Below are 12,951 nucleotides of genomic sequence, written 5' to 3'. Positions count from 1 at the left end.
GACATCTACTCGGCCATTACCGGCGCGATCGGCGCGCTGCGCGGGCCGAAACACGGCGGCGCGAACGAAGTCGCGTTCGAAATCCAGTCGCGCTACCAGACGCCGGACGAAGCGGAAGCGGACATTCGCAAACGCGTCGNGAACAAGGAAGTGGTGATCGGCTTCGGGCATCCGGTGTACACGATCTCGGACCCCCGCAACAAGGTCATCAAGGAAGTGGCGAAGAAGCTTTCGAAGGAAGCGGGTAGCACGAAACTGTTCGATACCGCCGAGCGCCTTGAAAAAGTCATGGCCGAAGTGAAAAAGATGTTTCCAAATCTCGACTGGTTCAGCGCGGTGTCGTATCACATGATGGGCGTGCCGACGGCCATGTTTACTCCGCTCTTCGTGATTGCGCGCACGGCTGGCTGGAGCGCACACATCATCGAGCAGCGCATCGACAACAAGATCATCCGGCCGAGCGCGAATTACACCGGGCCCGAGAATTTAAAGTACGTGGCGCTAAATAAGCGAAAATAGCGGTCGCTGTGCGCTTAAGAGGCGCGTGCAGTTCAACCCCGCGGCCGCCAGGACCGGTAGACCGCGTACCGTTCAACTGAAATTAGATAGAAAGGTTTTCTCCATGAAGAAGCTGATGATCGCCGCCGTGATTGGCGCCCTGTCCACGACGATGCTGACCGTCGCGACTGACGCCGCCGCGCAACCGGCGACCACCACCAAGCCCGCTGCAAAAGCCGTGCCGAAGAAGCCGCAGCCGCGCCGTCTGATCAAGCGCAAAGCCAATCCGGCCAAGGAAGCCAAGGTCGACCCGGTTCCGGAAGGCGCCGAAAAGTGGTCGTGCAACGAAGGCCTTTCTTTCGCTCTGAAGGGCGACATGAAGCGTGACCAGATCGTCACGGTTCACTGGGCAAACAAGAACTACAACCTGCCGCGTCAATCCACGACCACGGGTGCCGATCGGTTCCACGACGCCGCCAGCGGCATGGATCTGGTCGTGATCCCGACCAAGGCCATGCTGTTCTCGGACAAGGACAGCTCGCGTCTCGCCGACGAGTGCAAGACGGCAGCCATGGCGCAAGGCGCGCCGGCTCCGACGCAATCGAACGCGATCAACAAGGCGGAATAACCCGTCGTCATCAGGAAAGCCCTCGATGTCCGCTCCGATTTCCAACGTGCGACCCGATCCGGACCAGGTCCTGGTCGATATCGTCGATTACGTTCTGGACTATCAGATCGACAGCGCGCTCGCGCTGGAAACCGCGCGTCATTGCCTGATCGATACGCTCGGCTGCGGCCTCGAGGCGCTCACTTTTCCTGCCTGCACCAAGCTGCTGGGACCCATCGTGCCGGGCACGATCGTCCCCAACGGCGCCAAGGTGCCAGGCACGTCGTTCCAGCTCGACCCGGTTCAGGCTGCCTTCAACATCGGCGCCATGATCCGCTGGCTGGACTTCAACGACACGTGGCTCGCCGCCGAATGGGGGCACCCGTCGGATAACCTCGGCGCAATTCTCGCCGCGGCCGACTGGCTCTCGCGCACCGCCATCGCAGCCGGCAAAGCGCCGCTCGCAATGAAAGACGTGTTGATCGCCATGATCAAGGCGCACGAAATTCAAGGCTGCATCGCGCTCGAGAACTCCTTCAACAAGGTCGGGCTCGACCACGTGCTGCTCGTCAAGCTCGCGTCGACGGCGGTGGTCGGCCAACTGATCGGCCTCACGCGCGACGAACTGATCAATGCGGTCTCGCAGGCGCTTGTCGACGGACAGGCGCTGCGCACGTACCGCCATGCGCCCAACACGGGCTCGCGCAAATCGTGGGCCGCGGGCGACGCGACTTCGCGCGCCGTACGTCTCGCGCTCATTTCGAAAACCGGCGAGATGGGCTATCCGTCGGTGCTGACGGCGAAAACATGGGGCTTCTACGACGTGCTCTTCAAGGGCAACGCGTTCACGTTCCAGCGCCCGTACGGCTCATACGTGATGGAGAACGTGCTGTTCAAGATTTCGTTCCCGGCCGAATTTCACGCGCAAACCGCCGTGGAAGCCGCCATGACGTTGCAGGCGCAACTCGTCGCGCACGGCAAGCGCGTGGAAGACATCCGCAAGATCACGATCCGCACGCACGAAGCCGCCATCCGCATCATCGACAAAAAAGGTCCGCTCAATAATCCGGCCGACCGCGATCATTGCATTCAGTACATGATCGCGGTGCCGCTGATTTTCGGCCGCCTGACGGCCGCCGATTACGAAGATTCAGTCGCGCAGGACGCGCGTATCGACGTGCTGCGCGCAAAGATGGAATGTGTGGAAGATGCGCAGTTCACGAAGGATTACCACGACCCGGAGAAGCGTTCCATCGCCAATGCACTGACGATCGAATTCAACGACGGGTCGCAGTTCGACGAAGTCGTAGTCGAATACCCGATCGGTCATAAGCGTCGTCGCGAAGACGGCATTCCGTTGCTGGTCGAGAAGTTCAAGACCAACCTCGCGCGCCGCTTTCCGGTCAAGCAACAACTGGCGATTCTCGACGTGTCGCTGGATCAGGCACGGCTCGAAGCCATGCCGGTCAATGAGTACGTCGATTTGTACGTCATCTAGTTGAGTTAAGTACTGTAGTTCCGCGATCAAACCAAGGAAAACACCATGGCCCACAACCTCCACAAAACGCTCAAGGAATTCGACAGCGGTTCCGGCAAAGGCAAGTTCTACTCCCTGCCGCAACTCGGCAAGGCACTGAACATCCAGATCGACCGCCTGCCGGTTTCGATCCGAATCGTGCTGGAATCGGTGCTGCGTAACTACGACGGCAAGAAAATTGCCGAAGAACACATCACGCAACTTGCGAACTGGAAGCCGACCGCCGCGCGCGTCGACGAAATTCCGTTCGTCGTGTCGCGCGTCGTGCTGCAGGACTTCACCGGCGTGCCGCTGCTCGCCGACATCGCGGCAATGCGTGGCGTCGCGAAGCGCGTGGGCAAGAACCCCAAGTCGATCGAGCCGCTGGTGCCCGTCGATCTGGTTGTCGACCACTCGGTGCAAATCGACCACTTCCGCGAAAAGAACGCGCTCGACCTGAACATGAAACTGGAATTCCAGCGCAACAACGAGCGCTACCAGTTCATGAAGTGGGGCATGCAGGCGTTCGACACGTTCAAGGTCGTGCCGCCGGGCGTCGGTATCGTTCACCAGGTCAACCTGGAGTACCTTGCACGCGGCGTGCACAAGAAGGCCGAAGGCGCAGACACGGTGTACTACCCGGATTCGCTGGTCGGCACGGACAGCCACACCACGATGATCAACGGCATTGGCGTGGTCGGCTGGGGCGTGGGCGGTATCGAAGCTGAAGCCGGCATGCTCGGCCAGCCGGTGTACTTCCTGACGCCGGACGTGGTCGGCGTGAACCTGAAGGGCAAGCTGCGCGAAGGCGTGACGGCCACCGACCTGGTGCTCACCATCACCGAACTGCTGCGCAAGGAAAAGGTTGTCGGCAAGTTCGTCGAGTTCTTCGGCGAAGGCACGCGCTCTCTGTCGCTGCCGGACCGCGCGACCATCGGCAACATGGCGCCGGAATACGGCGCGACCATGGGCTTCTTCCCGGTCGACGAAAAAACCATCGACTACTTCAAGGGCACGGGCCGCACGGACGCGGAAATCTCCGCGTTCCAGAACTACTTCAAGGCTCAGAACCTGTTCGGCATTCCGAACGAAGGCGACATCGACTACACCAAGGTCGTCACGCTCGACCTCGGCACGGTCGCGCCTTCGCTGGCTGGTCCGAAGCGTCCGCAAGACCGCATCGAAATCGGCAACGTGAAGTCGACGTTCTCAGATCTGTTCTCGAAACCGGTCGCTGAAAACGGCTTCGCGAAGAAGGCCGCCGACCTCGACGCGCAATACACCACCAGCAACGGCGTCAACGTGAAGAACGGCGACGTGCTGATCGCCGCGATCACGTCGTGCACGAACACCTCGAACCCGAGCGTGCTGCTGGCTGCCGGCCTGCTCGCGAAGAAGGCTGTAGAAGCGGGTCTCACGGTCGCTCCGCATATCAAGACGTCGCTGGCTCCGGGATCGCGTATCGTCACGGAGTACCTGACGAAGACCGGCCTGCTGCCTTACCTCGACAAGCTTGGCTTCACGCTGGCCGCTTACGGCTGCACGACCTGTATCGGCAACGCGGGCGACCTGACGCCGGAACTGAACGAAGCCATCACGAAGAACGACATCGTCGCGGCAGCGGTGCTGTCGGGCAACCGTAACTTCGAAGCGCGTATTCATCCGAACATCCGCGCTAACTTCCTGGCTTCGCCGCCGCTCGTGGTGGCTTACGCGATCGCCGGCAACATTACGCGCGACCTGATGACCGAGCCGGTTGGCAAGGGCAAGAACGGCAAGGACATCTACCTCGGCGACATCTGGCCGACCAGCGACGAAGTGAACGACCTGCTCAAGTTCGCGCTGGACGCGGACGCATTCCGCAAGAACTACTCGTCCCTGACCAAGAAGGGCGACCTGTGGAGCAAGATCGAAGGCGAAGAAGGCCAGGTCTACGACTGGCCGAAGTCCACGTACATCGCCGAGCCGCCGTTCTTCGGCAATGACTTCTCGATGACGCCGGCCGACAGCATTGCCGCAGTCAAGAATGCGCGCGCGCTGGGTATTTTCGGTGACTCGGTCACGACCGACCACATCAGCCCGGCAGGCTCGATCAAGGAAGACTCGCCGGCAGGCAAGTGGCTGAAGGCAAACGGCGTGCAAAAGGCCGACTTCAACAGCTACGGCTCGCGCCGCGGCAACCACGACGTGATGATGCGCGGCACGTTCGCGAACGTCCGGATCAAGAACCTGATGATCCCGGCGAAGGCAGACGGCTCGCGCGTGGAAGGCGGCCTGACGATTCACCAGCCGAGCGGCGAACAACTGTCGATCTACGACGCAGCGATGAAGTACATCGACGCCGGTACGCCGACCATCGTGTTCGCAGGCGAAGAATACGGCACGGGCTCGTCGCGCGACTGGGCCGCGAAGGGTACGCAACTGCTGGGCGTGAAGGCCGTGGTCGCACGCAGCTTCGAGCGGATTCACCGTTCGAACCTGGTCGGCATGGGCGTTCTGCCGCTGCAGTTCAAGGGATCGGACAGCGTGCAGTCGCTCGGCATTACCGGCGAAGAAACATACGACATCGAAGGCCTGGGCGCGGACTTCAAGCCGCAACAGGAAGTGACGCTGGTGATTCGCGGCAAGGACGGCAGCGAGAAGCGCGTGCCGGTGCTGCTGCGTATCGACACGCCTATCGAAGTCGACTACTACAAGCACGGCGGTATTCTGCCGTTCGTGCTGCGTTCGCTGCTGGCTGCTTAAGCCTCGCGACGACGCAAACAGCTTGGCTGTTTTGCAGGGGCTGCGTCCTGTGGAGGGCGCAGCCGACTTTCAAAGCCCGACCCTGGTCGGGCTTTTTTTTCGCCGCTCATTGCGAGGCGCGGCCGGACTGAAAAGCCGCGGGATTGTCGGTGATACGACGCTGCGTCATGTGCGCATTCCAGTCGACGTTCTCCGGCGTAGACACTGTTGGGCGCGTGGCAGCGCTTGCGCGGCGCTGCTGCACAGCCCAATCCCACAATGCCTTGCGCTCCGCCGAGTCGTTTGTGGACGATTGCGCCGCTGCCCATTCGCGCCCGCTGTTTGACGCAAGAGGCGCACGCGAATCATTGAGGCGACTGGATGCGATTCGCGTGTTTGCGCTTGCCACACGAGTCGGAGCAGTTACAGCACGCGGACGCGGCGCCCCTGCAATGCGCTTTTCGGAAACCGAATGGCTGCGCGCGCTCGCGCTGGCTTGCACCCCATCCTGTTGCGACGACCTCGCCGCGTCGGCCCGATGTATGACTTGCGGCAACGGCTCGGCTGCGGCCAACGCGGGAGGGGCAAGCTTGTGGGGCGCCCATGCCTGGTCTATGAGCGTTCCGGACGTTTGCTGCGTAACGCGGCCGCTATGCACCATGCCTTCAGATGGCCGCGCTGCTAGCGTGGCCTTGTTGGCAAGCTCGTGTGACGAACAGGTGGCCAGCAGCCACGCAAGCGCGATGCTGCATCCGACAAAAATCGCCGCACCGAGTATGCGATCCGCACGCGACGAATGCGGTTGCGCGTTATCCGCTTCCAGATAACGCCGCGCTTCGGCCAATTGCTCGTCAAAACGACTGTCCGAAGCGGGCCGTTGCGGCAGCTTGTAGAACAACATTAATTTGTTCTTCGGCGGAGCCTTCACGCGAGGTCGCAGCGTGGGCGAATATCGCGGCGACCCTGGCACGGTGGCTTGTGGGGCAAGTTGTTCCGTGCGCGACGCTGAACGTTGCCACGAGCCGAAAGGCGGCGGCAACCCAGAAAGCGGGCGCGAATTGGGAAGCGCAAGCGCGCCCTGGATCAAGGCCAACGGCCTGTTCATGGTCGGGCGCTCCGGTACTCGTCGCGCACGGTTTCGAGTTGCTCGATCAGCGTTCGTATGCGCGCCGCAAGCGTATCAATTGACGCGCAATCCTGCGCGCCGGACGCCGTTCGCACTACCCTCAGCGCCTCGATTAAACCGTGGGCGCCGACGAGACCGAGCGCTCCGCCCAGTCTGTGCAATAAATGACGAAAATGCTGTAAGTCGCCCTCGCGTTGCGATTCGACGAGATGGTTCAGGTCATCGCGCATCGCCTGGCTCCAACCATCAAGAAATGCGTTCAGGTTGATTCCTTCTTCTACGAGCGCGTTCAGATAATCACGGTCGAACAGTGCCGACGACGGTTCGGCGGCTTTATCCGAGCGATGATCGCCTTCATGCGTGTCAGACGGTGCAGGGTTTGCATGAGCCGCCGCGCTGTCATGCCCCGCAGCAGGCATCACAAGCTGCGCAGGTGATCCTCCGTGCGTCGCGGGGGTGCAGGGCGCGGGCGGCAGGAGGCCGGCCTTTTCACCTTCATCATGCGGTCTCGTCTCGTTCATAGCCGCGCAACTAATCGATCAGCTTGTGTAACGAAGCAAATTCGATCAACGCCGCGAGCGACGATAGTCCCAGCTTCTCCTGAATACGGCTCTTGTAGGTACTCACGGTCTTGTCACTCAAAAATAGACGACTTGCAATGTCGCGATTGCTCGCGCCCCGAGCAAGGTGTTGAAGCACTTCGACTTCACGCGCGGACAACGCGCTCAGCGCATTTTCGGGCGCGGACCCCGTTGCATCGGCCGGGAAACAGTCGTAGCCAAAAAGGACTGTCTTGAGCGCCGTGATCAACTCACTCATGTTGCGCCCTTTGCCTACGTAACCATTGGCACGGGCCGTGCGCGTATATCCGGCCATTACATCTTCTGGCTTGGCGGAAAGGACAAGAATGCAGATCTTCAGGCTTTCCTCGCGGATACGGCGGATCATGGACAAGCCGTCGAGCCGCGGCAAATCAAGATCGACGATGACGAGATCCGGTTTTTCGCGCAGAACCATTTGCAGACCGTCTTCGCCGTCTCCGCATTCCCCAACCAGGTCCAGCTCCGGATCGGCGCGCAATACATTCGCTATCGTCCCTCTAATTATGGGGTGATCGTCAATAATCACGATTCTCTTCATTTACAGCTCCATTTGTTTTCTTAATAATCGAGGGGCGCAAAACGAAACAGAAACAGCCCAGCAGGGATTGGGTTTATGTTAACAACGTTGGGGCCTCCCCTCTGCCGCAACGTCAGTAGATATGTCTGCAATAACAAGGGACTTTTCGAATTCCATCGACGGATAATTCCGAGCGGAGGCCAGACTAAGTCTGCAGTGCGCGTGAAGCGCCAGTTGTGAGAACTAGCGTGCGGCTGCATGCCAGGTTGCGACCGCGATTGCATATGTCGGCTCTGCCGCAGCGAGGGACTCGATGTTTCGGGTCGTGATGGGAGTGCGAGCGCGCTAACGCTTCCTCCAAACCGTCGCGCGGGCCGCATCGGAAAACGCGGCCCACGGTAAACGTGCGAGTTGTTGCGTTACTGTGCCCGCTCGTTCGGCCCCTGCTGCGGCTTCGCCTTCTGAACCGGTTTTTGTGCGTCGCCACGCGCAAATTCCAGTTCCACCCGACGGTTCGCTGCCAGACAGTCGATCAGCGCCTGACGGTTAGCGTCGTGACATTCGACCACCGGATTGTCTTTGCCGCGACCGCGTGCAGATATCGGCGTCGTGACGCCGCCGTTTTGCAGATAGCGTTTGACCGTTTCTGCACGCTTGGTGGACAACTGACGGTTGTAGCTTTCGCTACCCAAACGGTCGGTGTAGCCGTCGATACGAATACCAGTCACGTCATCCACCTGCTTGAGGTCGCGGATGAGTTGATCTAGCTTGGCTTTACCCGCAGGCAGCATGCCGCTGAGATCGCCACGATCGAACTTGAAGGTGGCGTCGGCTTGCAGCGTCATTTTTGGCGGAATGACGGTGTCATCATGTACGTTCCGAGGCGGGGTGCACGCGGCGAGCGCAGCACCAATGCCGGGTAGACCTTTTTCCACCCCATCCACCAGCAATTGGCTCTTCTCGAAGTTTCGCGTCCATGCCTCGTGACCGGCATGAATCATTTCCACTTCAGAGCACGCCGTCAAACGCTGCGCTTCCTGGCATTGCGGGAAAAGCGGGGACGTCTTCGCCTGCAGGATCTGCTTCCACAGATCGGGACGAATCACCGAAGCCGTGCGCAATTCCGGATTGTCGACAGACAGACCCTGACCGGTTTCAAGCGCCGCGGTCAGACGGTCGGCCTGAACCACCGCTTCTTCCACGAAGCCCCAGTTATCGCGGCTGTAACGCTCGGCGCTGGCCGCATTCAGCCAGCACTGCGCCTTGTCGCCAAAGTAGTTGTTCTTGCGCTCGCCGAGCGCTTGCAGGCGGCCCTGAACGGCATCGAGCAATGCGCCGCCCTTGATGCCACCATACGTGTCGATCCACTGCTGCGTTACCGCACCTGCGGCCTGGCTTTGCATGGCGCTGAAGCCGGTCTGCAGGACGGTGGGGTCTTGAATCTGCAGCCGGTCGCGCGTCGCAGTCGACGAACATCCGGCGAGCGTCGCGGCAAGCGCGATCGCAATCAAGGAATACTTCATGTGTGTTTTCTCATGGAAAGAGGGTCGCACGGAAACTTCCCGTGCGACCCCGACAGCTAACGTCTCAAGCTTCTATTGAAGGCCCGACGGCCCTCGATTAGTTGCCGAGGACGATGCCGATACCAGCGCGAACGATGGTGCTATTGCCGCCGGAGCTGGACACGCCCAGGTTGTAGTTGATCGTGCCCTTCTCGTTCCACCGCGACACGCCCAGACCGACGGCCTGATAGCCGCGGTAGTTGGCGACGCCCGCGTTGATCGTGGTGCGACCCGGCAGATACGGCGTGACGATATTCAGCGCCGACGCCGCAGCAATACCCTTTGCAGCGCTACGATCAACGTTGTTGATCGAGTTGCTCATGCTGCCCATGGCATTGTTCAACTGACCCAGGTTGACCGCGTCGGTTGCCTGCGTGCCTGCTGCGACATTCGTGATCTGACGCTCGGCACCAGTTGAGCCGACCGACACCGTGTTGTCGCGATCCGTAGTCGAGTTTGCGCCAAGGGCGACCGAATTGGCATTCGGAGCCGAGGCACCCGAACCCATGGCGACAGATTTATCGCCCGTCGTCTTGGTGTCCTTGCCGATTGCAATCGACTCGCTACCCGATGCGACTGCCCCGTTACCGATCGCGATCGCATCCGTGCCGGAAGCTACTGCCGCCGTACCGCCCGTTCCCGGGTTGTTGACGGTGATGTAGGTCGAACCGCCGCCGTCCGCGAAGTTCTTCACGGTGTTCTCGAGAGCCGAGAACTGGCCGTAGTTGACTGCATCGGTAGCGTTCTTGCCATCTGCCACGTTAGTCAGCGTGACCGGCGTCGTCGAACCTGCGCCACCCAGCGTGACCTGGGTCTTCGACGAGTCGTCGTAGGCAACCCCGTTTGCCGTGCCGTCTCCGCCGTGCTGCGCAACGTACGTCTTCATCTGGTCGACGTTGACCGCGTCGGTTGCGTCAGTACCCGCAGCCACGTTCTTCAGTTGGGTCGGGGTGCCGCCCGAATTGAACGTCACCGTGCCCTTCGAAACGTTGTCATACGCGACGAACGCGTTGGTCACATTGCCCGACGAGTCGACGTTCAGGCCAGCGGCCTTCAACTGCTTGAGGTTCACGGCCTCGTTATCACTCGTAGCGTCCGCAACGTTCGCGATCGTCACGGGCGTCGTGGAACCAGCACCGCCCAAGGTCAACCTGTCGTGCGCGGACGTGTCGTAGATCACCGCGTCGGGGCTGCCGCCCCGGGACTGCGCGTCCAGCGCACTGATTGCCGCACCGACGCCGCTGTAAGTGCTGCCGCTGATGACATACGCAGGCTTGCTGACGGTGCCGTTCGCCGTCACCGACGAGCTTCCGCCCAACGCTGCAGCCGTGCTGCTCATTGCGCCGTAGAGTTGCGAACCGTTGATTGCCTGGGTGCTGCTCGACGCCACTTGACCGGAACCGACGTTCGACAGAATGACAGGCGTGGTCGACCCCAACCCGCCAAACGTCACCTTGCTCTTCGTCGTATCGTCGTATGCAACGAACGCGTTCGTGACATTGCCGCTCGAGCCGATGCTTGCACCCATCGCCTTGAGTTGCTCGACGTTCACTGCGTCGTTGTTCGCCACGCCGTCGGCAACGTTCGACACCTTGACCGGCGCGCCAGTGGAATTGAGCGTGACGGACGTGTGTGCCGACGTGTCGTACAGCACGGCATTCGTCGAGCCGCCACCGCTGCTGGATGCTGCCGCAACCAGCGCGGCGCCGACGTCGCTATAGGTCTCGCCGTTCAGCGTGTAGCTGGGCTTCGAGATCGTGCCGTCACTGCTCACCGATGAACCGCCACCGAGCGCCGCTGCTGTGCTGGCCATTGCGCCGTACAGTTGCGAACCGTTGATAGCCTGCTTGCTGGTGGACGTCACCTGGCCCGCGCCAACATTCGACAGGATGACCGGCGTGGTCGCGCCAACGCCGCCGAACGTAACTTTGCCCTTGGTCGTGTCGTCGTAAGCGACGAACGCGTTCGTCACGTTGCCGCTCGTGCCGATGGTTGCGCCCATTGCCTTCAACTGCTCGACGTTGACCGCGTCGTTGTTCGCGACGCCGTCGGCAACATTCGCCACCTTGACCGGCGTGCCTGCAACGCCGAGCGTGACCGACGTGTGAGCCGACGTGTCATACACCACCGCGTTCGGTGCGCCGCCACCAGCGACAGCCGCGATAGCAGTATTCATCTGGCCGAGGTTGACCGCGTCGGTATTCTGGGTACCGGCGGCAACGTTGATGATCTGATTCTGCTGCGAGGTGCTGCCGACCGAAACGGCGTTGGCACGGTCTGCCATCGAGTTATAGCCGATTGCTACAGCGTTAATCGCCGTGGCCGACGACCCGGCACCGAGCGCCATCGAATTCGTAGCGCCCGTCGCCACGGTTGCAGTGTTGCCGAGCGTCACGGAGTTTGTGGCGTTCGTCACGCTATTGCTACCCATCGCCAAGGAGTTGAGACCTTGAGCCGCCGCCATGTAGCCAATGGCCACCGAGTTGTCGGACTTGTTGTCGGTAGTCGCTCCGTCGCCAATTACCGTGGCATTCAGTGCCGCTGCGCTTGCATACGAACCGACCACGGTCGAGCCGGCACGGAACGAGCCTGAACCCGCCCCAACGATAACGGAGCCCGCGCCCTGAGCCATTGCGCCAGGCCCGATTGCCATGGCGTTCTCGGTGTTGTCCGTCGAGGTTGCAGGAAGGCCTGGAGTGACGAACGTGCTCACAGCGATATAGTTCGTGACAGGCACGGCCGCGCCCAGAAGCATCGACTTGAGCCCCGTCGACTGGACCGGCGTCAACGAAGCCTTCAGCGCGTTCAACTGAGCGAGCGTCACGGCATCAGTATTCGCAACGCCGTTCGCAACGTTCATGATGCGGCGTTCTGCACCGATGTCACCGACCGAAATCGAACTTGCCGCACTTACCCGCGAGTTGGAACCGAGCGCCACCGAGTCCGCAAACTGCGAACGCGCGCCCGAACCGATAGCAACCGCATTCGTACCGCTCGAATACGCTCCGCCGCCAATGGCCACAGCTTCGCCGCCGGAGGCGATTGCCGCGCTGGACGCTGACACCACCTTGATGTACTTGGTCGTGTCGGCGATGTTGTTATTGATCGCACCGACCTGGTTGTCAAGCCCGCTCAGGGCGGAGCCAATATCCGAGTAAGTGCCGCTACTGAGCTGATAAGTCGGAGCCGAAATGGCGCCGGTGGAACTGACGGTCGAGCCACCACCCAGCGCATTGGCAACGCTGGTTGCCGTTCCGTAGAGCTGGCTGCCGTTGACCGCGTCGAGGCTTGTGCCAGACAGCGTACCGGCCTTCAGACCAGTGATCTTCGTCGAGCCGCTGGCACCCTTCAGCGTGACAGTGTTCCGGGTCGTGTCGTCGTACGCGACAAATGCATTGGTGACGACGCCGCTGCTGTTGAACGTGCCGCCCATCGCCTGCAACTGNGCAACGTTGACTGCGTCGTTCGTCGAGATACCGTTTGCAACGTTCGTCAGCGTGACCGCCTTCGTCGTGCCCGCGCCACCCAGCGTGACCTTGCTCTTCGTCGTGTCGTCGTACGCGACAAATGCGTTGGTGACGACGCCGCTGCTGTTGAACGTGCCGCCCATCGCCTGCAACTGCGCAACGTTGACTGCGTCGTTCGTCGAGATACCGTTTGCAACGTTGGTCAGCGTGACCGCCTTGGTCGCGCCCGCACCGCCCAGCGTGACCTTGCTCTTCGTCGTGTCGTCGTATGCGACAAATGCGTTCGTCACGACGCCGCTGCTGTTGAACGTGCCGCCCATCGCCTGCAACTG

Annotated in this window: 8 protein-coding genes; 4 read left to right on the top strand and 4 right to left on the bottom strand. The window is 61.1% G+C overall.

All coding sequences use genetic code 11. The annotated features are described in order from the left end of the window. The 4 genes from F757_RS0129405 to acnA form a co-directional block, all read left to right on the top strand. A partial coding sequence (locus F757_RS0129405; protein ID WP_027214461.1) for a citrate/2-methylcitrate synthase occupies positions 1-519 on the top strand: 519 nt, incomplete at its 5' end. A gap of 103 nt (positions 520-622) precedes the next feature. After that, positions 623-1,126 (top strand): hypothetical protein, encoded by a 504-nt coding sequence (locus F757_RS0129400; protein ID WP_027214460.1) that lies wholly within the window; start codon positions 623-625, stop codon positions 1,124-1,126. A gap of 25 nt (positions 1,127-1,151) precedes the next feature. Beyond that, positions 1,152-2,603, top strand: coding sequence for a bifunctional 2-methylcitrate dehydratase/aconitate hydratase (locus F757_RS0129395; RefSeq protein WP_027214459.1), 1,452 nt, complete (start codon positions 1,152-1,154; stop codon positions 2,601-2,603). Positions 2,604-2,648: 45 nt separating this feature from the next. Next, positions 2,649-5,366, top strand: a complete 2,718-nt coding sequence (gene acnA, locus F757_RS0129390; RefSeq protein WP_027214458.1) for an aconitate hydratase AcnA — start codon at positions 2,649-2,651, stop codon at positions 5,364-5,366. Positions 5,367-6,446: 1,080 nt separating this feature from the next. Here acnA and F757_RS34335 read toward each other — a convergent pair. The 4 genes from F757_RS34335 to F757_RS0129365 form a co-directional block, all read right to left on the bottom strand. Next, the gene (locus tag F757_RS34335; RefSeq protein ID WP_027214456.1) at positions 6,447-6,992 is read right to left on the bottom strand and encodes an Hpt domain-containing protein; all 546 of its coding nucleotides are present in this window, start codon (positions 6,990-6,992) and stop codon (positions 6,447-6,449) included. 10 nt (positions 6,993-7,002) lie between these two features. Continuing rightward, positions 7,003-7,611 carry a response regulator transcription factor gene (locus tag F757_RS0129375; protein ID WP_027214455.1) on the bottom strand — a complete coding sequence of 203 codons (609 nt, stop codon included), beginning with the start codon at positions 7,609-7,611 and terminating at the stop codon, positions 7,003-7,005. A 398-nt stretch (positions 7,612-8,009) separates the two neighbouring features. Then, complete coding sequence (locus tag F757_RS0129370) at positions 8,010-9,113, bottom strand: OmpA family protein (RefSeq protein ID WP_027214454.1); 1,104 nt, start codon at positions 9,111-9,113, stop codon at positions 8,010-8,012. A 97-nt stretch (positions 9,114-9,210) separates the two neighbouring features. After that, positions 9,211-12,951, bottom strand: a 3,741-nt coding sequence (locus F757_RS0129365; protein WP_027214453.1) for a YadA family autotransporter adhesin, incomplete at its 5' end; no start/stop codon positions are given.

Source organism: Burkholderia sp. WSM2232 (assembly GCF_000472545.1).
Classification (GTDB): Bacteria; Pseudomonadota; Gammaproteobacteria; order Burkholderiales; family Burkholderiaceae; genus Paraburkholderia.
Note: the sequence above shows the minus strand (reverse complement) of the source record. Positions and strands in the feature narration are given on the sequence as shown.

Coding starts and splice junctions, on each gene's coding strand:
- acnA (WP_027214458.1), top strand. CDS start 2,649: ATGGCCCACAACCTCCACAAAACGCTCAAGGAATTCGACAGCGGTTCC.
- F757_RS0129375 (WP_027214455.1), bottom strand. CDS start 7,611: ATGAAGAGAATCGTGATTATTGACGATCACCCCATAATTAGAGGGACG.
- F757_RS0129370 (WP_027214454.1), bottom strand. CDS start 9,113: ATGAAGTATTCCTTGATTGCGATCGCGCTTGCCGCGACGCTCGCCGGA.
- F757_RS34335 (WP_027214456.1), bottom strand. CDS start 6,992: ATGAACGAGACGAGACCGCATGATGAAGGTGAAAAGGCCGGCCTCCTG.
- F757_RS0129395 (WP_027214459.1), top strand. CDS start 1,152: ATGTCCGCTCCGATTTCCAACGTGCGACCCGATCCGGACCAGGTCCTG.
- F757_RS0129400 (WP_027214460.1), top strand. CDS start 623: ATGAAGAAGCTGATGATCGCCGCCGTGATTGGCGCCCTGTCCACGACG.